General features: G+C 45.2%; 24 protein-coding genes and 1 riboswitch. Of the genes, 18 read left to right on the top strand and 6 right to left on the bottom strand.

Features of this window, described 5'->3' with window-relative positions; all coding sequences use genetic code 11:
* Positions 1–152: 152 nt before the first annotated feature.
* Together SO_RS12605 and pepE are read right to left on the bottom strand one after the other, a co-directional pair.
* The gene (locus SO_RS12605; RefSeq protein WP_011072674.1) at positions 153–1739 is read right to left on the bottom strand and encodes a glucan biosynthesis protein G; all 1587 of its coding nucleotides are present in this window, start codon (positions 1737–1739) and stop codon (positions 153–155) included.
* A gap of 652 nt (positions 1740–2391) precedes the next feature.
* On the bottom strand, positions 2392–3102 hold the full coding sequence (gene pepE, locus SO_RS12600) for a dipeptidase PepE (RefSeq protein WP_011072673.1): 711 nt from the start codon (positions 3100–3102) through the stop codon (positions 2392–2394).
* Positions 3103–3389: 287 nt separating this feature from the next.
* Between pepE and htpX the strand changes: the two genes are divergently transcribed.
* Positions 3390–4253 (top strand): protease HtpX, encoded by an 864-nt coding sequence (gene htpX, locus SO_RS12595; protein ID WP_011072672.1) that lies wholly within the window; start codon positions 3390–3392, stop codon positions 4251–4253.
* A 328-nt stretch (positions 4254–4581) separates the two neighbouring features.
* Positions 4582–4932, top strand: coding sequence for a tetraheme c-type cytochrome CctA (cctA, locus tag SO_RS12590; RefSeq protein ID WP_011072671.1), 351 nt, complete (start codon positions 4582–4584; stop codon positions 4930–4932).
* 82 nt (positions 4933–5014) lie between these two features.
* On the opposite strand, the gene SO_RS12585 is transcribed toward cctA, so the two are convergent.
* On the bottom strand, positions 5015–5761 hold the full coding sequence (locus tag SO_RS12585; protein WP_011072670.1) for a cytochrome b/b6 domain-containing protein: 747 nt from the start codon (positions 5759–5761) through the stop codon (positions 5015–5017).
* A 293-nt stretch (positions 5762–6054) separates the two neighbouring features.
* Between SO_RS12585 and SO_RS12580 the strand changes: the two genes are divergently transcribed.
* Complete coding sequence (locus SO_RS12580; protein ID WP_011072669.1) at positions 6055–6690, top strand: LuxR C-terminal-related transcriptional regulator; 636 nt, start codon at positions 6055–6057, stop codon at positions 6688–6690.
* Positions 6691–6763: 73 nt separating this feature from the next.
* Here SO_RS12580 and SO_RS12575 read toward each other — a convergent pair whose 3' ends face one another.
* Entirely contained in the window at positions 6764–8530 is a 1767-nt protein-coding gene (locus SO_RS12575) for a M61 family metallopeptidase (protein WP_011072668.1), read from the bottom strand.
* A gap of 145 nt (positions 8531–8675) precedes the next feature.
* On the opposite strand from SO_RS12575, the gene hinT reads away from it, so the two are divergent.
* From hinT to tsgA, 6 genes are all read left to right on the top strand, one after another.
* Positions 8676–9032 (top strand): purine nucleoside phosphoramidase, encoded by a 357-nt coding sequence (gene hinT / locus SO_RS12570; RefSeq protein ID WP_011072667.1) that lies wholly within the window; start codon positions 8676–8678, stop codon positions 9030–9032.
* Positions 9029–9556, top strand: a complete 528-nt coding sequence (locus tag SO_RS12565; protein ID WP_011072666.1) for a PaaI family thioesterase — start codon at positions 9029–9031, stop codon at positions 9554–9556. The genes hinT and SO_RS12565 overlap by 4 nt, the downstream gene beginning before the upstream one ends.
* Complete coding sequence (locus SO_RS12560) at positions 9543–10022, top strand: PaaI family thioesterase (RefSeq protein ID WP_011072665.1); 480 nt, start codon at positions 9543–9545, stop codon at positions 10020–10022. The genes SO_RS12565 and SO_RS12560 overlap by 14 nt, the downstream gene beginning before the upstream one ends.
* 117 nt (positions 10023–10139) lie before the next feature.
* A complete protein-coding gene (locus SO_RS12555) occupies positions 10140–10535 on the top strand; it encodes a YcfL family putative periplasmic lipoprotein (protein WP_011072664.1) in 396 nt (131 codons plus the stop codon).
* Positions 10536–11085: 550 nt separating this feature from the next.
* A complete protein-coding gene (gene deoD / locus SO_RS12550; RefSeq protein ID WP_011072663.1) occupies positions 11086–11790 on the top strand; it encodes a purine-nucleoside phosphorylase in 705 nt (234 codons plus the stop codon).
* A 50-nt stretch (positions 11791–11840) separates the two neighbouring features.
* Entirely contained in the window at positions 11841–12995 is a 1155-nt protein-coding gene (gene tsgA / locus SO_RS12545; protein ID WP_011072662.1) for an MFS transporter TsgA, read from the top strand.
* Between the two features lie 60 nt (positions 12996–13055).
* On the opposite strand, the gene SO_RS12540 is transcribed toward tsgA, so the two are convergent.
* Entirely contained in the window at positions 13056–13736 is a 681-nt protein-coding gene (locus tag SO_RS12540; RefSeq protein WP_011072661.1) for a Crp/Fnr family transcriptional regulator, read from the bottom strand.
* Positions 13737–13935: 199 nt separating this feature from the next.
* Positions 13936–14045: riboswitch (TPP riboswitch) on the top strand.
* 53 nt (positions 14046–14098) lie between these two features.
* Here SO_RS12540 and SO_RS12535 point away from each other — a divergent pair.
* The 8 genes from SO_RS12535 (at position 14099) to SO_RS12500 (ending at position 21526) form a co-directional block, all read left to right on the top strand.
* Entirely contained in the window at positions 14099–16300 is a 2202-nt protein-coding gene (locus SO_RS12535) for a TonB-dependent receptor (RefSeq protein WP_011072660.1), read from the top strand.
* Positions 16301–16401: 101 nt separating this feature from the next.
* Positions 16402–16662, top strand: coding sequence for a hypothetical protein (locus tag SO_RS12530; RefSeq protein ID WP_011072659.1), 261 nt, complete (start codon positions 16402–16404; stop codon positions 16660–16662).
* A gap of 116 nt (positions 16663–16778) precedes the next feature.
* Positions 16779–17444, top strand: coding sequence for a nicotinamide riboside transporter PnuC (pnuC, locus tag SO_RS12525; protein WP_011072658.1), 666 nt, complete (start codon positions 16779–16781; stop codon positions 17442–17444).
* A 74-nt stretch (positions 17445–17518) separates the two neighbouring features.
* Positions 17519–18658 (top strand): phosphotransferase, encoded by a 1140-nt coding sequence (locus SO_RS12520; protein WP_011072657.1) that lies wholly within the window; start codon positions 17519–17521, stop codon positions 18656–18658.
* Positions 18659–18789: 131 nt separating this feature from the next.
* Positions 18790–19662, top strand: coding sequence for a DUF6279 family lipoprotein (locus SO_RS12515; RefSeq protein WP_011072656.1), 873 nt, complete (start codon positions 18790–18792; stop codon positions 19660–19662).
* Between the two features lie 51 nt (positions 19663–19713).
* The gene (locus tag SO_RS12510; RefSeq protein WP_011072655.1) at positions 19714–20307 is read left to right on the top strand and encodes an HvfX family Cu-binding RiPP maturation protein; all 594 of its coding nucleotides are present in this window, start codon (positions 19714–19716) and stop codon (positions 20305–20307) included.
* Positions 20308–20425: 118 nt separating this feature from the next.
* Positions 20426–20974: an NAD(P)H nitroreductase gene (locus SO_RS12505; protein WP_011072654.1), complete on the top strand. Its 549-nt coding sequence runs from the start codon at positions 20426–20428 to the stop codon at positions 20972–20974.
* A 51-nt stretch (positions 20975–21025) separates the two neighbouring features.
* The gene (locus SO_RS12500) at positions 21026–21526 is read left to right on the top strand and encodes a GNAT family N-acetyltransferase (RefSeq protein WP_164925883.1); all 501 of its coding nucleotides are present in this window, start codon (positions 21026–21028) and stop codon (positions 21524–21526) included.
* Positions 21527–21618: 92 nt separating this feature from the next.
* On the opposite strand, the gene astB is transcribed toward SO_RS12500, so the two are convergent.
* A complete protein-coding gene (gene astB / locus SO_RS12495; protein ID WP_011072652.1) occupies positions 21619–22953 on the bottom strand; it encodes an N-succinylarginine dihydrolase in 1335 nt (444 codons plus the stop codon).
* 331 nt (positions 22954–23284) lie between these two features.
* On the opposite strand from astB, the gene topA reads away from it, so the two are divergent.
* Positions 23285–25921: a type I DNA topoisomerase gene (gene topA, locus SO_RS12490; RefSeq protein ID WP_011072651.1), complete on the top strand. Its 2637-nt coding sequence runs from the start codon at positions 23285–23287 to the stop codon at positions 25919–25921.
* The last annotated feature ends 125 nt before the right edge of the window (positions 25922–26046 follow it).

Below are 26046 nucleotides of genomic sequence, written 5' to 3'. Positions count from 1 at the left end.
GCAAATTATAACGTCTTGGCATGCTGTCTAAAAATCACTCTCGAAAGATCAACAGACCCTAATGTGAGTGTGGAAATATTGATTTTACCCATAAAAAACGCCGGATTTCCGGCGATTTTTATGGTGTTAAGCAAAAGTCTTAGTTTATCGGCCTAGGGCCAATCATCACTGTTCCAGCGATATAACCAAGTAGCGGCGACAGGTTTTTCATCTTTACGCAATTGAATGCGCAATTCTGCCACATTGGTACTTTCAGGCTCAAACGTAATGAAGATCCGAGCACCATTAATTTCAGGGTGAGCTACTATCCGAGATGAGAGGATTTTACCCTTACTGATACTGGCATCAATTGTAATTTTTTCAATATCTTGTGGCTTGATATTGCTGTAGTCGATAAGGAGTTCTTTACCTTTGGCCTGTTTTTGTCCCTTAGAGCTACGAATTACCCGTGCTTTGTTTGTAAAACTTGGGCTGTCATTAGACGCTGTAATGCGGTAGGAATAGCGATAGGGCTCAGCCTGCTTTAATCCCCCCTGAGGTTCCCAATAGGCGACGATATTATCATTGGTTTCGGCGTTTGATGGAATTTCAAGCAGTATTAATTGCCCTTTACCCCAATCGTTTAATGGTTCAATCCATGCAGAAGGACGTTGTTGGTAGTTCGCACCAAGATCTTGATAGTAGTCGAAGTTACGATGGCGTTGGATTAAGCCAAAACCCTTAATATCTTCGTCACCAAAGGCACTGATTTGCAGTTTGTTTGGGTTATTGAGTGGTCGCCATAAACGCTCACCGTTACCTCGATCAATTTGTAATCCTTCAGAGTTATGTACAGCAGGACGATAATCGGGTTTGTCAGGCGTATCTAAACCACCATAAAGAAACATGGAGGTCAGTGGTGCTAGGCCTACGTGGGCGATATCTCGGCGCGGAAAGAGGGTGACATCGACATCAACACGTGTCGGTGCTCCGGGATAAATACCAAAGCGATAGGCACCTGTAACACTCTGACTATCTAGCAATGCGTGTACCACAATCGCTGTTTGATATTTAGAGGGCCGCTCTATCCAAAAACGTTTAAATAAGGGATATTCTTCACCTTTAGGTTGGGCAACATCAATGGCTAGCCCGCGGTTTGATAATCCATAGGTTTGGCCTTTGGATAATGCACGAAAATAGCTTGCCCCTTGAAACATAATAAACTCGTCTTTGACTTCATCGTCATTGATAGGGTAATGAAGTCGAACGCCTGCATATTGTCCTACCTGCGTGAGCAATTTCTCAATGGTATCATTGGGCACACTAAAGGAAGATTCTGTTAACTCGATAGGAAAAGCTCGGCTGTTTTCAACGACATCAATATCCACCAAATTTTTGTATAAAAAACCGGGCGCAAAAAGTTGCACTGAAAACTTAGTGGGTGTTCCGCCCCAAATCGCAGCGTTTTCTTGATAATTGATCTTGCCATAAGTGGCGTAATCTAAGTCGATCAGTTCCTTCGGAGCCTTTCTAGCTTCTTTGAAGGGTTTTTGAGCCAGTTGCATTGCTAAGTCAATGACGTTGTCATGGGTGAAAGGCTTGGCTTTTTTCTCGTCGCTTACGTTAGCGCCATAGGCGGGCACTACTAAACTGATTATGCTTATAATGCAGGCAAGCATAGAACCAAAAAATAATGTATGTTTGGTGTTTTTTCGACCTGTAGCAGGGGTTGAATGATTGAATGTTAAATGCAGTCGCAAAACGAAAACTCCTCACTTGAATGGACCAAGGGTTAAAAAATACTCCTGTACTTTAGTTAAAACTCCCTAATTTTAAATAACTTAGAAAATTTGTTTCAGAATGTAGCTAGGGGTAAATGCAAAAATTAATCTTGTTTATCAAGGTGTTCGACAACGAAATTAGTGCAGATACTTAAGTGGTGCAAGTTTTTTCTCCCAAGGGTTTTGTGAAGACTTCCGTACTCCGCAAGGATTTTGATATCTGAAGTTGTCAATTATTAGGGCGTGTTGACGTTTCAGGGTTATTTTTGCAGCAATTTGGCTGGCTTTTATGCAAGGCAAAGTCCGTGCAGTGTAGTTATTCTACATAAACGGACGATCACGCGGCAGAAAAGCCAGCCAAATGCTGCCCGAAGGGTTCGTCTGGCAAGCCCTTGCTCTTTGTCGCTCGTCATTTGAGTAGAATAACTACACATCATTCCTCGTTTCGCGAGCACGTACTTGCCAGAGCGAACAAAATCTAATCTCGAAACGTCAACACGCCCTAGTCTTGATATGTTGCAAAATTGACTTACTAAAGGGAGCGACATGTTCACTCCCTATCCGCACTTTTCATCGTTTGTTTGAGTATTGATTTTACCTCATCGCGACAGTCCATGCCGTAAAGCAGATCTTATTTCAATAAATGGGATAAATCGCTGCCCACTGGAATGGGGATCTCTTGTTGTTCACCGCAAAATAAATAAGCCGGATTCTCACCCAATAGTGAAAGTGTCTCACCCTGACGCCATAGTGCACTGCCTTCGACAATACCGATAACCGGCGTGATAGGATCGACACGGGTAAATTCGAGTAATCGTTGGGCACGGGTTTCACCATTATGACCTGGTGCGCGGTAGTTAGAATAATGCGGATTTAATTGAAACGGCAGTATATTTAAGGCTGCAAATGAAGGCGGTTCAATGATCGGCATATCATTCGTAGTGCGAATGCTTAATCCAGAAACGTTTGAACCTGCGCTCCAACCAATGTAAGGCTTACCTTTTAGTACTTCTTCGCGGATAAGTTGCACAAGATCATATTTATAAAGCTCGTGTAATAGATGGAAAGTATTTCCTCCCCCGATAAGTATGCCATCGGCATCTTTGAGCGCTTGGCGTGGATCAGGATGCTGATGAATACCACTGATATCGAGCTTAAGTTCACTTAATCCCGTCACCACAGAGGCTAAATAGGTGTCGTAATTCATACTGACCCCTGCATAAGGAATAAAAATCCATTTCTGTGCATCAGCAGTGAGTGGTTTGATAAAAGGAATCGCATGGGATAGGTAGGGCGTGTCACCAACACGGGAACTACTCAGTAGTAGGGCATTGACTGTCATTTTTTTATCCTGAAATCACGGAATGTGCTGGCATATTAACAAAGTTTAATCGCGATAAACATACAGAAATCCACATGATTTTGGCTGTAACGTCCATAGCTGCTAGATTTAAGTTTGGCTTAATAGACTGTCCCTAGACTCACGAACCATAAAAGGCAGTGTCTAAATTGAGAGGAAAATTAGCGAGTAGAAAAACTCTTATCTTTACCCCTTGAATTTCGATTAATTGGACATATTATGTCTTTGAGCAAAAATAAATGGCATGTTTATGCCGTAAAGGAGCTGATATGAAGCGTATATTTTTATTGATAGTGACCAACCTAGCGGTGTTGCTGGTCGCCTCAATTGTGATGTCAATTTTGGGCGTGAATACGTCTACTATGGGTGGACTCTTAGTGTTCGCTGCGATTTTTGGATTTGGCGGAGCTTTCATCAGCTTAGCGATTTCAAAATGGATGGCGAAAAAAACCATGGGCTGTGAAGTGATCACTACTCCCCGTGATAGCACTGAGCGTTGGTTATTGGATACGGTTGCCCGCCAAGCACAGCAAGCAGGTATTAAAATGCCAGAAGTGGCGATTTATCAGTCGCCAGAGATGAATGCCTTTGCCACAGGTCCAAGCAAAGACAACTCGTTAGTTGCCGTGAGTACCGGTTTGTTGTATGGAATGAGCCAAGATGAAATAGAAGGCGTACTCGCCCATGAAGTCAGCCACGTCGCTAACGGCGATATGGTGACCTTGACCTTAATCCAAGGCGTGGTAAACACCTTTGTGATCTTTGCGGCTCGTGTGGTGGCGGGTATCATCAACAATTTCGTATCGAGCAACGATGAAGAAGGCGAAGGTTTAGGTATGTTTGCCTACATGGCTGTGGTGTTTGTTCTCGATATGTTGTTTGGTATTTTGGCTTCTATTATTGTGGCTTACTTCTCACGCATTCGTGAATATCGCGCCGACGAGGGTGCTGCTCGTTTAGCGGGCAAGAATAAGATGATTGCTGCGCTTGAGCGTTTACGTCAAGGCCCAGAAAGCTCGGCGATGCCAGCGCAAATGTCTGCTTTTGGTATTAACGGTAAGCGTTCAATGGCTGAGCTAATGATGAGCCACCCGCCATTAGAAAAGCGTATTGCGGCACTGCAGTCTCGCTAATCCAATTTATTAGACAGTATGTAAAAGGAGGCTTTGGCCTCCTTTTGTATTTCAGGGCTTTTCTTTTGTGCCGAATTACGCTAGGAGTTTTTTGTGTGTAAGCCTTTGGTTATTCAAATGTAAAACTCTTATATAAGCATGTGGTTACATGATGCAGCGCACATTTTACCTCAGCGTATATTGATAAAGTTACTTTGCATAAGTTTGGGTTGCTTATTACTCAAACCTTAGCTAAGTTAGATCGAGTCGTGCTATTTATATTGGTTGCAAGATGGAAGTCACCCCTGACAAGAATTTCCACTGTCAATCACCATTGGAGGATACAATTGTGAGCAAAAAACTATTAAGTGTGCTTTTCGGGGCAAGTCTTGCAGCGTTAGCGCTGTCGCCAACCGCATTTGCCGCGGATCAAAAATTATCAGACTTCCATGCTGAGTCAGGTGGTTGTGAGAGCTGTCATAAAGATGGTACCCCTTCTGCTGACGGTGCCTTTGAATTTGCACAATGCCAAAGCTGCCACGGTAAGCTTTCTGAAATGGACGCAGTACACAAGCCACACGATGGCAACTTAGTGTGCGCTGACTGCCATGCGGTACATGATATGAATGTAGGCCAAAAACCTACTTGTGAAAGCTGCCATGACGATGGCCGTACTTCTGCGTCTGTTCTGAAGAAGTAATTGCCAAGTCTATTTAGATTAAGCATTGAGCTTTATAAAAAACGCCAGCGAATGCTGGCGTTTTTTATATCTATTGTATTGCTTACTCGTCTTTTGGTTGCCCTTGAATAAGCTTTTTGCCAGAAAACATGGCCGAAATGATACCCGGTTGGCGTTTGACTTCGGTATAAACCACTGCAAAAACGTGCAGCACTATCAGCAACATCAATAAATAAACTGCGTAAACATGTACTTTGCCTGCGAGTCCCTTCATGGATTTCATCGAGTTGGCCTTATCGGTATCGATACCGGTAGCATCGTAGGGCTTTAAACTACTTGGCTCGACATTCGGTGCTGCTAAGTAACTTTGTACAGAATTACCAAAAGGGGGATAGTAAATATCTGTGCCTGCACGGATAAGACCTGTCGACATGATCGTTACTAATAAGAGCATAATGGCTAGTACAGCGAATTTTCCTTTAGGGTTGTGACCTAGGTATTGGGGATTTTTGCCCGCGGCAACTTCAGCTTGATAAGCCTGCAACTCGTTTTTACTGTGGGCATTGGGGAACATATGGTTAAAGCGCGCGTATTTATTGCCGACAAAGCCCCAAACTAGGCGAATGAGTAAATTAATTGCAAATCCATAGCCAATCAAGACGTGCAGTGTCTTGAGGCCAATTTTACCTGAGAGTTCAGATATGCCTAATTCACTTCGAAACATCATCACTCCACCGATGATGAGTAGGGCGAACACGAGCATGACATTGATCCAATGAAATAGGCGAGTGGGTTTGTCCCAAACGGTATAAGATTTCATTTCAGCAGGTAGTGGTTGATGGTTGGACATAGTATTTCCTTATCGTTTTTGTTGCCTAATCTTACGCTTTTGCTTAAAACAATTGCATTAATTTCAGTTAAAATTCAGCCTTCTGATTAATGATGTGGGATCATCAGGTTGTAGAAGCTTTTGATTTGCGTACGGTAAATTTTTTGTCGTAAGTCTTTTGAATATGTTTTATCTAATGCTAATATCGTGTGCAAAGTAGACTTGGATGTCTATTGAACGGATGTTGAAGTGGTATTGAGAGGTATTTCTTCTCTCAAAATAAATAATCGTTAACCAGACAGGGAGTGAGCAGGATGTTCAAAATATTACATTGGATCGTTGTGTCAAGATCGCAAGTATTAATGGAATTGCTTGCAGGACGCTGGCCACAGGAGTTTCTCGTTAAGCTGTCGCAAGTCAGTCCCGATGAGATGTGTGATCAAATCAAAGATAATCAAGCCTCTATGGTGGTGATTGATCTTTCCACCGTTGACCTACAAAAAGCCTATCAATTTCAACGCTTGCTTGCCCGTCAACACCCGAGTGTGCGAGTTGTTTATATTCAATTTCCCAAATTGGTTGATGCCCGTTTCTTGATGCAAGCGCCGACAACGGCAGGGGTGTTCTATTTGGATGCAGGTTTGACTGAAATCAGTCTTGGACTCTCTAATATTTTGCGCGGGCACAGAGTGATCCCGATCCAGTTGGTAAACGGTGTCAATGATGACTTTGGGCTTTATGAAGACACTGAGCCTTTGACCATACGTGAACGTGAAGTATTGCAAGCCTTACTGTCCGGCAGCACTAACCTCGATATCGCGAATCAGTTATTTGTGAGTGAAAGTACCATCAAAACCCACTTGTATCGTGTATTCCGCAAGATTGGGGTATCGAGTCGTGGTCAGGCGATTGCGTGGGCACAAACTTATTTGCATGATGTCGTTGTGTAAGTCGATAAGCCAAATCCAAGCAAAAAGGGCAATCGCTATGTGCAATTGCCTTTTTGTTTTGAGTCGTTAAGGCCTAGCGCCCTAACCAAGCCTTCAGTTTCGTTTTATCGGTGATAGTTAACGCAACGGTATCTTTGGGTGCTGCGGCAATAGTTAGTTCGCCCGTCATGAGTTCATCTCGTCTAAACCAATGTAGGGTCAAGCTTTGTCCGAGCGGATATTGTTGAAGCTGGGCTTCAAATTGGCTTGTCACTTGTAGATTATCTGCAGCAATTAAGATATCTCCGGCGCTTAACCCCGCAAGGTGCGCCGGACTGCCTTGGGCAACTGTGGTGATTTTTAGACCCATTGGTGTCGCTTGTGTTTTAGCACCAAAGGCAATCTCATAACCTTTGATTGTGCCACCGCCCACATCCTGTGCCCCATTGCTCGTGCGTAAGGTAAACTCCACACCAAACTCGGCGAGCAGCGTAGCGAGAGGGATATCGTCGGTATTGTCTAAATAGGCGAACAGGTCCTGACAATCACGCTCCAGTAAGCGCTCAACAATTTTTTGATGACATTCGTCTGTGGTGCCACGATTTTGCAGCGCATATTCCTGCCATAGAATCGTCATCAGATCATCGAGATTGTGCTTACCCAGCGTCTCGCTTCTTAGGGTTAAGTCGAGATACAGGGCAAACAGGGCCCCCTTAGTGTAATAACTGATAATGGCGTTTTGGGCGTTTTCATCCTGCTTGTAGAACTTAGTCCAAGCGTTAAAGCTTGAATCTTTAATACTTTGCTTAAAGCGGCCTTGACTGCGATACACCCTAGTAAAGGTTTCACTTAACATATCCAAGTAGCTTTGCTCATCCACTAATCCTGCGCGGTAGGTGAGGAAGTCATCGTAATAGGAGGTGATACCCTCATAGGCCCATAGCTGTGGGGTATAGGTTTCCGCCTCGAGTTGGTAGGGTAAGAAGCATTCGGGCTTGATGCGCTTGACATTCCAGCTATGGAAATACTCATGGCTGCAGAGCGATAAATAGGTGCGATAGTCGTTATTGAACGGCGCATCCATCGACAGCGGTAAGTCCTTGCGCGAACACATTAATGCGGTCGATGATCGATGTTCTAAACCGCCAAAGCCATTGTCGAGCACTGTGGTCATAAACAGATAACGCTCAAAGGGCGCAGGCGTACCAAACAGCTTGATTTGATATTCGCAAATCGCTTTTAAATCTTGGCAAAGTCTAGGCATATGAGCGCGGTGGCGACCGTTTAACACGATATCGTGTCTGACGCCGCAGGCTTCAAAACTGGCGTGTGTGAACAGACCCATTTCGACTGGATGGTCGATAAGATCGTCATAGCTTTCGGCACAAAAGTCCCCAAAGGCAAATTCATCACCGCTTTGACGTGTCATGCTGGTGGCAAGGCGCCACTCGTTTAAGGCGTGTTCTGTGGGCGCTTGCATTGTGACTCTGTGTAGGCTTGCTTCAAATCCATGGGCGGCCAAAAACACACTGCTGCCGTTAAAGAAGCCGTGGGTCATATCCAGATGCGCGGTGCGAACCGATAAGTCCCAAGCATAGACTTGATAGGTCAGGGTAATTTGCTCGCAGTGCTGGTCGACTGACCAGGTTTGTTTATCAAGCTGAGTGAGTTTAAGCGCCTCTCCATCATTGCCTGTGGCTTTGAGCTCGATAATATTCTTGGCAAAATCCCGCACCATATAACTGCCAGGAAGCCAAGCGGGCAGGCTGAATACTTGGGTGGGTAGGGGCTTTTGCACCGTCATGGTGACGGCAAATAAATGCGCCTTAGGATCGACGGGGATGATGTGATAGTGGATCATAATTTATCCTGTAAAACCGATGCGTTTTAATGGGCGTCATGCTGCCAAAAATACCGACAACAGGCAAATGAAACACAAAATATCTGGAGACACAACGCATTGAATTGCTAGTATACTATCCCAATTAACCCAAGGAGGACTCCCCATGGCCGAAGAAACCATTTTCAGCAAAATTATCCGCCGCGAAATTCCCGCCGACATTCTGTATCAAGACGAGCTGGTGACCGCCTTTAGAGATATTTCACCGAAGGCGCCAACCCATATTCTAATTGTGCCGAATCATTTGATCCCAACCGCAAATGACATGAAAGCCTCGGATGAACCAGCACTTGGCCGGATGATGACAGTGGCAGCCAAACTGGCAACAGAGGCGGGGATTGCTAAAGACGGTTATCGTTTAATCATGAACTGCAACAAACATGGCGGACAGGAAGTGTACCATATCCATATTCACCTCGTCGGCGGAGAGCCGCTGGGACCCATGCTGAGCCAAGGTCAATGAAGGTTAATCCCGATTTTTTTCCGCTAACCCAAATGGCACAGCGGTTTGTCGATCAGTTAGCTCAATGTCGTCGTTTAGGTTTAACCGTGCTCGAAGCCAGTGAGCACCATGTGCTAATTGAGTTACCCTATAGTACTGAGTTAATTGGTTATCCCGATACTGGCGTTATCCACGGCGGTGTGATCACCACCTTGATGGACACCGCCTGTGGTAGTGCCGTAGTGAGTGCGATTTTTCAAAAGTATCAATCCTTAGAGATTTCGCCTACCCTCGATCTACGGGTAGATTATATGAAACCCGCGCAGCCACATAAATCAGTGTATGGCTTTGCAGAGTGCTATAAGTTGTCATCCAATATCGCTTTTACCCGCGCCATTGCCTATCAGGACAGTATCGATGATCCTATCGCACATGCGGTGGGCTCCTTTATGCGGATTAGCCCTGAAATGGTAGGCGATGCCTTTAGACAAGCTTTGATTGGAGAAGCTGTGCCGCCCTTAGGAGAGACAAATGAGCTCAAATAAGACGACCGATGCTATACCAACGGAGTCTAAAATCCTTGATGTACAAGGGATTGTTAAACGGGCGACCGAGCTGAACGACTTTGGTCATCTGCTCGAACATGTGCCTTATGCTAAGTTTATTGGCATGAAGGTGGAGCGGTTTGGCGATGAGTTGATTTTTAAACTTCCCGCCAAGGATGACAATATTGGTAATCCCATTCTGCCCGCCATTCATGGTGGAGTGATTGCTGGTTTTATGGAAATGTCAGCTATCGTGCAGTTAATGGTATTTATGCAAACCGCCAAAGTACCTAAGGTGGTTGATTTCTCGATTGATTACCTGCGTGCGGGCTTACATAAAGACAGCTTTGCCGAGTGCAGGATTACCCGCCAAGGTCGACGGGTCGCTAACGTGAGTATCAATTGCTGGCAAACCAATCGTAAACAGTTGATTGCCACCGCGCGGGCGCATTTTTTAATTGATTAACAACTGCTTTGAGCTGGACTTGCGTGCTCGCGTTAAGCCTAAGTTCAGCTCGATTCGATTAGTGTCATTGCCCATAAGTCGTTTGTCGCTAAGGTTTTTTGAGTGAGGGAAAACAACATGAAATCAATTTACAGTGGATTAATGCTAGCAGCGGCACTGACACTTGGTGCCTGCTCTTCTAATACAGCGGGTATTTCAGTGAGTTCATTGGGTGAAAATCGCGTCGATAGCAAGAGCTTTGCCCGTGATATCAGTGTGCAAGGGGTTGAGGCGCGCCGGGTAGGGGATCTTATCCAAGGTTCGGCGCTGATCGTCAGTAAATCTTCTAGCGATATGCGAGTGCAATACAAGTTTACTTGGTATGACGCCAGCGGTTTTACTATTGAAGATGAAGGTAGCAGTTGGAAATCGGTTAAATTGCACGGTAAACAACAGTTACAAGTGTCGGCAGTCGCGCCTAATGCCCAAGTGGTGAAATTCGACGTTTATGTGCGCAAGACCTATTCAAACTAGTTTACTGCTAGGGCGTGTTGACGTTTCAGGGTTATTTTTGCAGCAATTTGGCTGGCTTTTATGCAAGGCAAAGTCCGTGCAGTGTAGTTATTCTACATAAACGGACGATAACGCAGCAGAAACGTCAGCCAAATGCTGCCCGAAGGGTTCGTCTGGCAAGCCCTTGCTCTTTGTCACTCGTCATTTGAGTAGAATAACTACACATCATTCCTCGTTTCGCGAGCACGAGCTTGCCAGAACGAACAAAATTTAATCTCGAAACGTCAACACGCCCTAGTGAGTTTGTACTGGTTTTTCTGCATTTTTGATAAAAAATATATTCTAATAAGACTTACTCTATTTGCTGAGTAAGTCTTTTTTATTTGTATCAAATACAATGTGTTAAGCCGCTTTTTGTTACTAGGTTTTATTATGCTAAGTGTAAACGTTGCGACAAATTATCCACTTTTAACAAAAAAGGGGTTAAGCAAGAGAAAATCCGGACTTTAGTCCTAAAAATTTTTCGTGTTTGAGCACTACTATCTGCATATTACCACATGAGGATAGACCTATGACGGCTCATATTAATGCTCAACCCACTGATTTTGCTGAAACTGTTATTATGCCAGGCGATCCACTGCGGGCGAAATATATCGCTGAAACCTATCTTACGGATGCCGTAGAAGTGACTAACGTTCGCAATATGCTGGGTTACACAGGCTATTACCAAGGGCAACGTATTTCGGTGATGGGCCATGGCATGGGTATTTCATCTATGGTGCTTTATGGTCATGAGTTAATTAATTTTTTTGGCGTGAAACGCATTATTCGTATCGGTAGTTTAGGGGCGACCCAACAGCATGTCGAAATGCGCGATGTGATTTTAGCTCAAGCCGCAGGCACAGATTCCCCGACGAATGCTAAACGCAGCAGTGGCTACCATATGGCGACCTCAGCCACCTTTTCCTTACTGCACAAAGCCTATACCAAAGCCAATGAAAAAGGCATTAGCGTGAAAGTTGGCAACGTATTTAGTGGCGATCTTTATTATGATCCTGACGAAGATATGATCCCTGCGCTTGAGCGTTTCGGGGTATTAGGTATTGATATGGAAGTGGCTGGACTTTATGGCTTAGCACACCAACAGGGTATTGAATCGTTAGCCATTCTGACGGTGTCGGACCACTGTTTAACGGGTGAAGAAACCACGGCGCAAGAGCGGCAGTTATCTTTCAATAATATGATTGAACTCGCCTTAGAAACCGCACTTAATTAGGGTTAACGCTATCCTTTGTACCCTTAGCATTTCACTGATGGAATGACAATATGAATAATAAAATCACCTTAACCGCGATTAGTTTTCTCGCTAACTTTATTATGGCGGGTTTTGCAACTCAATTTGGGATGCTGATTGAACCTATTGCGGATAAATTTTCAGCAAACGTAAATGACGTTGCCTCCATATTCTCCTTGCTTAATGGTGGCGCATTGGCGGGAACTATTGCTGCTTTTTTCTTTATTGAAAAATTGGGTATCAAGCGAATTACCTTAATTAGTTACAGCCTAGTGGCATTGTGTGCTGTCGCGTTACATCTTACCCCTTCGCTAAAAGTAGTGATGGTCGCCATGACGTTAATTGGTTTTTGTGGCGGTGTAGGCTTATGTATTGCGGGTACGATAGTGGTATCTGTGTGGCAAGAGAAATTACAAAGCACCATGCTCGTCGTTCAAGATGCCACGTTTAATATTGCTGGGGTTATTTTCCCTTTAATCACAACTTACGCACTCACAAGTTCATTGTCATGGAGTTACAGTTACTTAGCCGTAGGTTTAGTCGCGTTAGGAACCGTGATTATTACCTTGTTCACTAATTTTTCGCTATGTGAGCAATCATCGAATACGGAAGATAAGCAACAATCGGAATGGAATTTCGGCATTATTAGCGGTGGCATAGGGCTGTTTTTAGGCATGCTAGCACTCTATACGTTTTTAACGTGGGCCCCTTTATTTGTTAAGCAAAAATTTGATATTCCATTTGAAGAAGCGGGCAATATTATTACCCAATATTGGTCTGCTGCATTGATTGGTGCGTTAATTTCGACGCTGATTGTGACTCGGGTAAAAATTCACCATTTCTTAGTTGGGATTATCGGCCTTGCCATGGTCATCACTTTCATGATTGTGACGACCGATAAGCTTCATTGGATGAGTTATTTAACCTATGGTTATGGCTTTGTGTGTGCAGCCCTTTACAACGCATTTATTGCTTATGGTGTGTCTTTTGTTAAAAAGGCCAGCAGTAAAAATGTGTCCTATATTCTGATTAGTGGCAGTACCGGCGCCATGTTTAGTCCCGCCATTAGCTCATTCTTTGAACGCATTATTGGTTTGCAAACTGTGATGTATGTCATTCCGCTATTATATGTAGCGATATTTATTATGTTGATTGTTTCAGGTCGAATGAAGTCTGCAACGGCATAAAAATCCTTTTGTTACGTAAATGGATTTTGCCCACTCTCACGAGTGGGCTTTTTTAATTTGTTATATCGCAGCTTCAACAAATTGTTTAAGGGCATTGAGATCTTTAATCCTAATCCCTTCTTTGTTTCGTTCAATCAGGCCAAGTTCTTCAAGCAGTTGTAGTGCTCTTCGGTAGACGCGATCGGTTGTACCAAATCGCTCCGCCTCTAAATAGCGTTTACTAAAGCCATCGACAGGTAAATCATTTAAATATTCATGGTAAATATCGTATGCCACGTTATAGCTGATGGGATACAACAGTCGCCGGGTAAAAATATCGACGGTGTCTTGGTAGTCAATGGCAATAGCACTGGCGAAAAATAACGCTAGCTGCGGATGTTGCCCAAGGGAGTGCTGCAGTTTTTCGGCGCTAATGACCATAATTTCTAAGGGCTCATTGGCAATAATATCCAACTGACAGTGATACTGAGTAAAAAACTCCATTTCACCAAAAAGTTGCGAATCACAATCGATAGTCCCTAATTGAAAGCATCGGCCATTTTTGGCGGTATGGCCAAGTGATACGCGCCCTTGTTTTACCAACACCAATGAGGTTATGGCTTCACCTTGTGTCATGAGGTGAGTGCCTTTTTTAAGCATTTTAACTTCGCTGATACAGCTGAGTATCACCGCTTCAATAAGGGGATAGTCTTGCTCCCATCGCTGGCTATAACGTCCTTTGGCTAACGGTTTTAGCTGCATTGAGTATGATCCTCTTATCCTATGTGCAATGGCGGCCTTCTATAACATTATCGTGATAAGCGGTCAAATGGGCCAAAGAATTTTAGCTGCGATGTTTAACATGATGCTTTCAAAGGGTTCATAGACAATGATTTGAGGGCTATTTCAGGGCATCACAGGCAGAAGTGTGTCTACTTTATTATTTTCGTCATGTATACTAAGCGCCGCCAAGGGGTGTTTGCCAAAATTCGGCAGACTGAGATGTCATCAGACGAACCCTTAGAACCTGATCCGGCTAATACCGGCGTAGGAATGGGCCAATCAACAGCACACTTCTGAATCGCTTATTCGTTGCCGGATCTCAAACGTATATTTGAGGTCCTATGTCTAACAAAAAGTCTAACAACAAATCTTCAATCTTCACGATATCGTTAACTCGTGCACCATTAGCGCTGGCCGTCTCTGCGGCTTTAAGTGCGTCGGCATGGGCGCAAACCGATGCTATCGACAAACCTGATCCCAATAATGATATGGAAATCATGGTGGTTACGGCGGATTTTCGCAGTGCCAGTTTAGAAAAAATGCCTTCAAGCATTACCGTTATCGATGCCCAGCAAATTCAAGATGAAAACGCCCAGCACTTTGAAGATGTGATGAACTCCATCGCCAACTTTAACTGGTCAGGTGGTAGTTCTCGCCCCAAGTATTTCCAGATCCGTGGCGTGGGTGAGCAAGAGCAATATCAAGGCGCACCTAACTCATCAGTTGGTTATATTGTTGATGATATTGATTTATCCGGTATCGGCATGGTGTCGAGCATGTACGATCTGCAGCAGGTTGAAGTGTTGCGCGGCCCGCAAGGGACGCGTTACGGTGCCAATGCGTTAGCGGGCTTAATTTACCTTAAGAGTAATGACCCAACCGATGTGTTTGAACATGGCGCCGAGGTTTCTTTAGGTAATGACGATCTGCAAACCTTCAGTGGCTTTAGCTCTGGTCCCTTAAGCGATTCAGGTAAATTGTTATACCGCGTGGCGCTGCAGCAACATCAGCAAAACGGTTATCGTGACAATCTGTATTTAAATAAAGAGGATACCAATGGCCGCGATGAATTTACCGGCCGCGCGAAATTGCGCTGGTATGCAACTGATGATCTGCAACTGGATTTAACCCTGCTACATGCCGATTTTGATAACGGTTATGATGTGTGGAGTTTAACCAACGATCCGACAAACACCATAACTGATCAACCGGGTGTCGATAGCCAGCGCACCACAGGCGCAGGTTTTAAAGCGACTTATTCGGGGGCAGAGCAGTTTGAGTTGACCTCGCTGACTTCATTTGCCAATACCGATCATCATTATAGTTACGATGGCGATTGGGCCAATTCTGAGTATTGGGCATCTAAACAATGTGAAGAGGGCGGTAATGTATCGCCTTGTCAGTATGATTACTTTTGGGACAAAACCGGTCAGCGTAAAACCTTATCCCAAGAGTTTCGTTTGAGCTCGACCGACCAAGGCCGTATTTTTGCAGACTCAACCGATTGGTTGATTGGGGTTTATGCCATGAACCTCAAAGAAGATAACCAATTGTATTCTGAATATAATACCTGGCCTGATGAAGTGTTAGATTCGCAGTATGAAGCCACAAACTATGCGTTATTTGGCCAGCTGGACACCGATTTAGGTGCTGACTATGTGTTATCAGTTGGGCTACGTGTGGAGCGTCGTAATAGTCACTACTCAGACACCAACAATGATAATTTTGACCCGAGTGAAACCATGTGGGGCGGCCATATCGCACTGAGTAAAGTGCTGAATGAGTCCCACAATGTCTACGCCCGAGTGGCGCGAGGTTACAAGGCGGGTGGTTTTAATATGACCTTGCCAGTCGAACTCAATGATAAAAAAGAGTTTGATACCGAAACCCTATACAACTACGAAATCGGTTTAAAATCCCATTGGTTTGAAGGGCTTATCGACACTAATCTGGCGCTGTTCTATATGGATAGACAGGATCAGCAGGTGGCTGCTTCCCAGCAAGATCCTAATAAGCCACAACGGTTTATTCTCTACACTGAAAATGCGGGTAGCTCAAACAACTACGGTGCTGAGCTAGATGCAACTTGGTACGCCACGGATAATCTCCAGTTTTACTCAAGCCTTGGCTGGTTACAGACCGCTTACGGTAATTACCAATATCAAGATAAATACGGTACTGATGTGGATTTAACGGGGCGCGATCTGGCCCATTCACCACACTTAACCTACAGCCTAGGCGGCACCTATCGTGCGAACTCGGGTTGGTTTGCCAACTTGAATATGAGTGGTAAGAGCGAGTTTTACTACTCAGACAGTAACGATTCCCGCTCCGAGCCATATACTGTTGTGAATGCGCGTTTAGGTTATGAGGCAAGTGCGTGGTCGGCGTATTTATGGGGCCGCAATTTATTTGATGAAGAATATGGCGTTCGTGGCTTCTATTTTGGTAATGAGCCCGATAATGGCTGGGCGGAAAAACAATATATCCGCTACGGCGATCCACGCCAAATTGGGGTAACACTGAACGTTAAGTTTATGTAGTACCCAAGTTAGCCGCGCTGTGGAGTGAGACTTGAGGCTTGATGCTATATCGTTTCACGGTGCGGTTATTTTATGATAAGTATTTGAAATAAGGATTGAAGATGAAACTGACCGCCGAAATTAGCATGTATCCTTTTAATGAAAATTACCTCGATCCAATTAAATGGTTTATTCATCGTTTGGACAGTTATCCAACGATTGAGCGCGTGACGAATGCGATGGCGACCCAAGTGTGCGGCGACTATTCGGACGTGATGGCGATGCTGGCCACCGAAATGCAAGCCGCCCATGAAAAATGGGGCAAAGCCGTGTTTGTGTGTAAGTTTATTGGTGGTGAGCTGAATTTAGCCCACAGTGAGTAATGCTTTTAATGTGCTTGGCCACAGCGCGATTTACTGTGGTCAATCTAAGGCTGGCTTACACAGTTACGGCTCAAGTTAACAGATTTTAGAATGCAGTTTATCGTGAGAGTAAGGCAATGACAGATTTATGGTTAACGCTAGTCAATAGTGTTAATGCGGCTCTAGGGGAAGTCCATGTGATGACCGCATGGGAAGCACTCGCTGTAGTACTTGCCATGGCATATTTGCTTTTGGCGATGAAGGCAAGCGTATGGTGCTGGGCAGCGGCGTTTACCAGCACGGCCATTTACACTGTGTTGTTTTGGAAAGTGGCATTGCTGATGGAGTCGATGCTCAATATCTATTATATGGGCATGGCACTTTATGGCTATTGGCTCTGGACCCAAGGTGGCGATAAACATCAAGGTGTTAAGGTGACCACTTGGCCGCTGAAAACCCATTTAAAGTTAATTGCAGCTACGACGCTAGTCTCACTTGGTATTGGTCATGGTATGGCGACCTTTACTCAAGCTTCTTTTCCTTATCTCGATGCTGCGACCACCTGCTTTGCGGTGATGACCACCTATTTAGTCGCTAAAAAGGTGTTGGAGAACTGGTTGTATTGGGTGGTTATCGATCTGGTGTCGATTTATCTTTACCTGAGTAAAGGGCTAATGCTGACATCATTATTATTTGTGCTTTATGTGGGGTTAGCTGTTGTGGGCTATTTCCTATGGCGCACCGCACTGGCTGAGAGTCGTCTCAATCTTAATGGCGAACGTGCCGCTAAGTTACTTGGTTAAGTGATGACAAATACTGATATGTGCCAACTGCCAACACCTAAGATCTTAACTGCAACATCAGTGGTAAGCCGTTAATGCTGCCGTTATCTGCAGAGGAGTTTGCAAGACTGGTACCTATATTACGCCAGGCAGGGCTAAGCCATGTCACGCACATCCACGAGTTGGCGGGTGGGTTAAGTAATCATAACTATCATATTCAAACGCCTACGACACAATACGCGTTACGCCTTAATGCCGAAGCTGCCGACCGATTTTGCTCACGCGAGCAGGAGTTGTTTTATTGGCGTAACCTGGCTAAGGCAAAGCTTGCGCCTGAGCTGATATGGACAAGTTGCGATCATCGTTACTATTTAAGTGCGTTTATCGAATCACAGGACATCGCCAGTTTACTTAATGCATCGCAGATACCGGACATGCTTGGCGATTGGGCGGATGTTCGTGGTGCGCTTAACTGGAAAAATTTAGCATATCAATGCAGTGCGGCTGAATTCACCCTTGGTGAACAGAGACTACAAACGTGGTTGCAAGCGCATGCTGAAAATTTTGAATGCGCATTACACCAGGCTTGTATGCCTCAGTCTTTTGCCGCACAGTTAACACCGCTCGCCTTACTTGAATCTCAGTGCCCAAATCGCGTGCATTCCTTATTGCTGCAATTATTGCAACGGTTACGTTTGCAATCGGCTGGGCCTTATCACATCAGCGTGACTGAGCAGTGGCAGCAATATCATCAACAGTTATTAGCCTTTGCTGCAACCGATAAAGGCAGCGCTTGGCAGACGCGGCTGGACTTATTATTGGGCTTACAACCGCAAATTCACCGTTGGACAACAGTGTTAGCCGATTGTTTAGTGGCGGCGCAATTTTGTCATCGAGACTTAAACCCACATAATTTGCTGCTAAAGGATAATCAGCTGTATTGTATCGACTTTGAATACGCCACAGCCTCCCATCCTTTATGTGAGTTGGCTGTTGTGCTGGCGACCCATAGATTAACGCCTGTGCAGCGGCATATTTTAGTGCGGCAATATCTTGCCGATCATCCAGGCGTTACATCCACGGCGATAACGGCGGTTCCTGCCGCGATTGACATGTATTGGGTGTTTGCGCTTTACTGGGCGCTACTGATAGCAGCGCAAACCGATGCTGAGCGTCAGCAGGAGTATCTTGCTTGGTTTGATAGCTTTTGGTCACTGGTAAGCCAAGACGCTTAAACACAGTCACCTTAGGAGACACTTTAGCGGCAAACATCAGAACTTGAATGGTGTTCAGAACTATGTTGCTGGCGCAACTTTTTGTTAACCTAGGTGTCGTAGGATGACAAAGAGTGAAAGGATGCGAATTGATGAAAAAAACCATGTTGCTGTTGGTAATGCTGTTAGGATTATCCGCCTGTTCGACTAAGTTCAGTTATCATTTTCTGGACTGGGCCATCGGCTGGGAATTAGATGACTATGTCACTTTAAATAAAACCCAGCAAAAAAGTATGGATAAACTTATCGAAAAGTTTGTGCTTTGGCATCAATCTGAAGAGCTTACTCACTATGTGGCTCAGTTAACCGAAGTTGAACATCTCATTCAAACCAATACCTTAACCCCTGCGCTTTGGGCTGAGCATGTCACACTCGCCAAGCGGCATTGGTTTAGGTTATTTGAATTTGCGCTACCTGACATGTTGCCCATCATTGGGTCCTTAACTGAAGCACAGGTAAAGCAAATTCTCGCCCAGTCTCGAAAAGACGAGCAGGAATTGATTAAGGAGTTTGCTGGTAAAACTCCTGAGCAGCTTCAGCAAGATGCTGATGATAATTTGAACGAACAATTCAATGACTGGCTTGGTAGTGTCAGTGATGAGCAAAAACAGCTTATCCATCAATATAATCAACAGCGGTTATCCACCTTGGATATGTGGCTCGACTATCGCCATGAATGGCTACGCCAGTTTGAGATTGCCCTAGGGCAGCGCAGCGATATTCCGCTGCTGACCGAGCGTTTGACTTTGCTGATGACACAGCCAGACGAGCTTAAATCAGAAAAACACCGCGCCATTTTAAGGCAAAATACCGAGGCCTTTGGTGCTTTATTGCTGGCTATCAATGCCAGCTTGTCACCTAAACAGTCCAAACATTTTTATAAGAAGCTGAACAAACTGATCCAAGATCTAAGGGAGTTAAATCAAGAGGGTATCGAAAAGGCGACTATGGCTGTGAAAGATTAATGCAGGTTATAAGGTCTATTGGGCAACGTCATTTTGTTGAAGAGATTGCCCATGTCCTTCGTTACTTTTTACCAAAAATCACTCAATGTTAGCCATTTGTTTGATGGGCTAGCGCCCTTAGCCCTTAGACTTTATCTTGCGCCCGTACTGATGCAGGCGGGGTATAACAAACTTACCCACTTTGACGATACGGTTGCTTGGTTTGCTAATCCCGACTGGGGGCTGGGTCTACCAATGCCGACATTAATGGCCGCGCTGGCGGCGGGCACTGAGTTTTTTGGGGCGATTTTGTTATTACTCGGATTAGCTACGCGACTGATTTCTATCCCGCTGATGATTACAATGCTGGTGGCCGCTTTTACCGTGCATTGGCCGAATGGTTGGTTGGCGATTGCCGATGGCCGTTCATGGCTTGCTAACGATCGCGTACTGGAAGCGGGCGAAAAACTTGCTCAAGCCAAATCTCTGCTGCAGGAGTATGGCAATTACGATTGGCTAACCAGTTCAGGTAACTTGGTTGTATTGAATAACGGAATTGAGTTTGCGGTGACTTATTTTATTATGCTTTTGGCGTTATTGAGTCTGGGAGGAGGGCGATACACGAGCCTTGATTATCTTATCGCTTCGCGTTATGGCGTAAAGTAAGCTTCGGTATCGATTTGAAATCCCGCCTTAGTGCGGGATTTGTTATTTCCCTTTACGTGCAATTTGCTATGCTTTAGCCAATTTAAACGCACTCATTGATAAGAACAGGGATAATCACTTGGACGCTATCGAACTTTTACTCACTCGCCAATCCACCCCAAGATTAACTTCTCCGGCGCCTAACGAGCGCGAGCTAAAAATCATCTTAGATGCTGCGATACGGGTACCGGATCATGGTGCTTTAGCACCCTGGGAATTCATTATTGCCACGGGGAAGGGATTAGACACCTTAGCGGATATCTATGTTTATGCCGCCAAAGCCAGTGGCGGTGACGAGGATTTTATTCATAAAGCCAAAGGGATGCCGATGCGAGCTCCTATGGTGATAACGGTTGTTGCTAAAACGCAGCAACATCCTAAAGTGCCAGTGCTCGAGCAGCAAATTGCTGCGGGCTGCGCTACGATGGCCATGCAGCAGGCCGCATTTGCTTTAGGATTAGGTGCGGTGTGGCGTACTGGGGATTTTGCCTTTGATGCCAATGTGAATGCGGCATTAGGCTTAGCACCAGAGGATCAAATTGTGGGCTTTTTATATGTAGGCACCCCTGCAGTTGCTGCCCCAATTAAACTCCAAAAAGACGGCAGCCAGTACGCCCGTTATTTATAACGACTGCATATCATCCTTTGAATGGGAGCACTTAGTATGCAAGCACTTGGTATGCAAGTTGCCCAAACCCCAAGATTAATCCTTCGGCAGTTAACTCCTGAGGATGCTTCATTTATTTTGGTGCTACTTAATACCCAAGGTTTTATCGATAATATTGGCGATAAGGGTGTGCGCACGCTGCAGGATGCAAAGGATTATATCGCCAATGGTCCAGCCATCAGTTATCGCGAGCATGGTTTTGGCTTGTTTGCGGTGGAACTTGCCGAAAATCGTTTTCCAATTGGGATCTGCGGGTTAATTAAGAGGCCCACGCTGGCGAATGTGGATTTAGGCTATGCTTTTTTGCCCCAGTATTGGGGTAAGGGTTACGCCTTTGAGGCCGCAGCAGCATCCCTTGAGCTGGGTAAAACCCTTGGCATTGAGCGCATTGTGGCCATTGTGAGCCCGCATAACCAAGCCTCGAAAGCTTTACTGAGTAAATTAGGAATGAAGTTTGAGACCCAGTTGCAGCTCACGCCTAATGATGCTCCAGTTGAATTGTTCGGCCAATAAACGCCTATTTATCAAGTAAATAAGCCCCAAATTTGGGGCTTATTGTTACTGCACAAAACCTGTTTGTCTGTTAATTCATGAGCGATTTCAGTTTATCGTTGGAAGGGATAAACGCTGCCTAATTTCATGATTTGAGTCAGTTCATCTAATGCAGTGCGCGATTCGATAACTAATTGTGGGTCTGCTAAATCTTCAGTCGACAAACGGTCGCGGTAGTGTTTTTCAACCCAAGTATTCAAACGGGTAAATAAGGCATCGGTGAGCAGCGTGTGTTGGTTTACTGCGGCAACTTCGCGCTCATTCATGGCGACTCGTAAGCGTAAACAAGCAGGTCCTCCGCCATTTTGCATGCTTTGTTTCACATCGAAATACAGCACTTGTTTGATGGGGGTATTTAAGCTGAGTAGCTCATTTAAATACGCGTAAACGGCTGGATTTTCTTGGCAGTCTGTCGGCGCAATAATCGCCATTTCCCCTGAAGGAAGGGTGATGATTTGGGTATTAAACAGGTAACTCTTCACCGCATCGTTTATCGAGACTTTTGCCGTAGGGACCTCAATAAAATATAACTCGGTATCCAGTTTGCGTTTTATTTCATCTAATTTTGCCTGCGTATTTAAAAACGCTTGCTCGTGGTAAAACAGCACGTTTTGGTTACCCACAGCAATCACATCATTGTGGAATACGCCTTGATCAATCACTGCGGGATTTTGCTGAATAAAGACACAATTATCTTCTTCGAGTTGATGCAGTCTGGCTATTGCCATTGAGGCTTCGAGGGTTTGTCTTGCCGGAAATTTCAGTGGTTTAGGTGCATGAGGATTTGTTGCCTCTTGCCCATAAACGAAGAGTTCCACTCCAGCATGGCCGTATTCTTGGCATAGGCGAGTGTGGTTGGCGGCGCCTTCATCACCGAAGCTATTATGCTCAGGTAAATGATTATGATGATAAAAATAGTGGGGATCATTGAAAGTTGCTGTTAAGATGCGCCCCGTTGTGATGGGCTCGATGCTGCGATGCAACTTATCGACCAGATTGGCGGGCGTAAAATGTAGTTTACCGTCACGGGTGTCAGCACTGGGTGATACAGTTGCCGCATTGGCCGTCCACATGCTTGAAGCACTGCAACAGGCATTGAGCAGTGCTGGGGCCGTTTTAGCCGCTTGTTGTAAAACTTGGGCATCACTGCCAGAAAAACCAATTCGGCGCAGCGTGTTAAGATCGGGGCGCTCTTGTGGCGCTAACATGCCTTGGATCATCCCTAAATCAGCGAGTGCTTTGGCTTTTTGCAAACCTTGCTTAGCGGCGGCTTTAGGATTTGAGACTAAAGCGGCGTTGTTGAGTGAGGCCACATTGCCAAAAGACAAACCGGCATAATTGTGGGTTGGCCCAACGAGTCCGTCGAAATTCGCTTCAAAGTGCTTCATTGCATATCCTTGTGATAGGGAAGGTTATTATTTATTCAAATGGTCCCTGAAGCGACCCAGTATACTGAAGGTTTTTGTGGGCACAAGCGCACGGTTTTGTGCTCAAAGCGACTTTTTCGCGATAAATGCATAACTATTTCTTGCTTGCTGGCAAATAATGAAATATTAGTTTTTAATTACGCAATATTATTTTTTTACATTTTTTCAACTTTGATTAAAAAGTGACTCGCTGGTACATATAAAAGAGGGATTAGCTTGAAACTCTCAGTGCAACCCTCTATATATGGAGCCAATTTCCACCTTCTTGAGATTTTTTGGCGCAAATCAAACTATGGGTAAATCGCTAGTTATTGTCGAATCACCGGCCAAAGCTAAGACCATCAATAAATATCTTGGCAAAGAATTCATCGTTAAATCGAGCGTGGGTCATATCCGTGATCTACCTACATCTTCTATATCTGACGGCACTGAAAAGGTGAAATCCGCCGCCGAAGTGAAGAAGATGTCGCCAGAAGAAAAGGCGCGATACAAAAAGGTGAAAGACCATCAAGCGCTGGTATCGCGTATGGGCGTTAACCCTGAAAAGGGCTGGGCGGCTAAATATCAAATCCTACCGGGTAAAGAGAAAGTCGTTAAAGAGCTGCAAGCCTTAGCGGATTCTGCTGACCAAATTTATCTCGCAACGGACTTAGACCGTGAAGGGGAAGCAATCGCCTGGCATTTGCAAGAGGTGATTGGTGGCGATCCTTCACGGTATCAGCGTGTGGTGTTTAACGAGATCACCAAATCAGCGATTCAAGAAGCCTTTAGCAAGCCTGCATCCCTCGATACCAATATGGTCAATGCTCAGCAAGCACGGCGCTTTTTAGACCGTGTGGTGGGCTTTATGGTGTCACCTTTGTTGTGGAAAAAGGTCGCCCGCGGTTTATCAGCAGGCCGAGTGCAATCGGTTGCTGTGCGCTTAGTGGTTGAACGCGAAAGTGAAATCAAAGCCTTTGTGCCAGAAGAGTTTTGGGATGTACATGCCCAGCTTAATACCCCTAGCAGCGAAGCGCTGCGGATGGAAGTGGTTAAGTATTTAGATTCGGCCTTTGAGCCCACCAATGAGCAGCAAGCGTTAGCCGCAGTGCAAGCTTTATCTTCGGCAAGCTTTAAAGTGATTGCCCGTGAAGATAAAGCGACTCAAAGTAAACCTTCGGCTCCCTTTATTACCTCCACCTTACAGCAAGCAGCCAGTACTCGTTTAGGCTTTGGGGTGAAGAAAACCATGATGATGGCCCAGCGCTTATACGAAGCTGGCCATATCACGTATATGCGTACTGACTCGACTAACCTAAGCCAAGAAGCCTTAGACAGCGTACGTGAGATGATCGGCAAAGAATACGGCGCCAAGTATTTACCTGCCGAGCCAATCCGCTACGGCTCTAAGGAAGGCGCTCAAGAGGCGCACGAAGCGATTCGCCCATCGAACGTAAAAGTAGAAGCCGCGGCATTAACCGATATGGAACGCGATGCCCAGCGCCTATACGAACTGATTTGGCGTCAATTTGTCTCATGCCAGATGACTCCCGCCCTATACGATGCCACTAAATTGACCGTAAAAGCGGCTGACTACGAGCTTAAAGCAACGGGGCGAATTTTGCGTTTTGACGGTTGGACGCGCGTTCAGACCGCAATCAAGAAGAAAAACGAAGAAGATAATACGCTACCCGCGGTGAATGAAGGCGACGTATTATCCCTCGTTGAACTCGAGCCGAAACAGCATTTTACCAAGCCGCCAGCGCGATACAGTGAAGCGTCATTGGTTAAAGAATTAGAAAAACGCGGTATTGGTCGCCCATCGACTTACGCCACTATTATTTCGACTATCCAAGAACGCGGTTATGTCAAAGTTGAAAACCGTCGCTTTTATGCCGAAAAAATGGGCGAAATTGTCAGTGAACGCTTAGTAAATAGTTTTGCCGAGTTGATGAGTTATGACTTCACCGCCAGTATGGAGCAGACTCTAGACGATGTCGCCAAAGGTGAGCTGGATTGGAAAAAAGTCCTTGATGGTTTCTATGCGGATTTCACTAAACAGTTAGAGAAAGCTGAACTTGCACCAGAAGAAGGCGGTATGCGCCTTAATCAAATGGTGATGACCAATATTAAATGTCCGACTTGCGGGCGTCCAATGGGGATCCGTACCGGCACCACAGGGGTTTTCCTTGGTTGTTCTGGCTATGAGCTACCGCCAAAAGAGCGCTGCAAAACCACCATGAACTTAACGCCAGGCATTGAAGCGATAAGCGACAGCGAAGATGCTGAAACCGATGCGTTACGTGCGAAGCACCGCTGTGGCATATGTGGCACTGCGATGGACAGTTACCTTCTTGACGAGAAACGCAAACTGCATGTTTGTGGTAATAACCCAGTTTGTGAAGGTTATGAGGTCGAAGAAGGACAATTTAAGATTAAAGGTTATGAAGGGCCGTTAATCGAATGTGACCGTTGTGGCCATGATATGGAACTGAAAAACGGTCGTTTCGGCAAGTATTTCGGCTGTACTAACGAGGAATGTAAGAATACCCGTAAGTTACTGAAAAATGGCGAAGCTGCGCCTCCAAAAGAAGATCCCATTTATCTGCCTGAGCTGAAATGCAGTAAATCGGATGCGCACTTTGTACTGCGTGATGGTGCCGCGGGGATTTTCTTAGCGGCGAGTACGTTCCCTAAATCGAGGGAAACCCGTGCGCCATTGGTTGAAGAGTTGGTCAAATACCGAGAATTCTTATGGCCTAAGTATCAGTATCTTGCTGATGCGCCTATCGCCGATGATGACGGTAATAAGGCGGTGGTGAAGTTTAGCCGTAAGACCAAAGACCAATATGTGGCGACCGAGGTTGACGGTAAAGCCACTGGATGGTCCGCCCATTATGTCAATGGCAAGTGGGTAAGCGAATCGTCAGCTAAAAAAGCGAAGAAATAAGCTTGCCCTTAAGGGCATGTTTGCAAGTTATCATTTAGGATGAGCACTATTGCCAATATGCCCGATGAGCCGCGCCGCGAAAAATAAGCAAGAAGGACTATTATTTTGAGCAATATATCTTTGCT

This window comes from Shewanella oneidensis MR-1, assembly GCF_000146165.2.
GTDB lineage: Bacteria > Pseudomonadota > Gammaproteobacteria > Enterobacterales > Shewanellaceae > Shewanella > Shewanella oneidensis.
The sequence above is the reverse complement of the archived record's forward strand: the minus strand, read 5'-3'. Positions and strand labels throughout refer to the sequence as shown.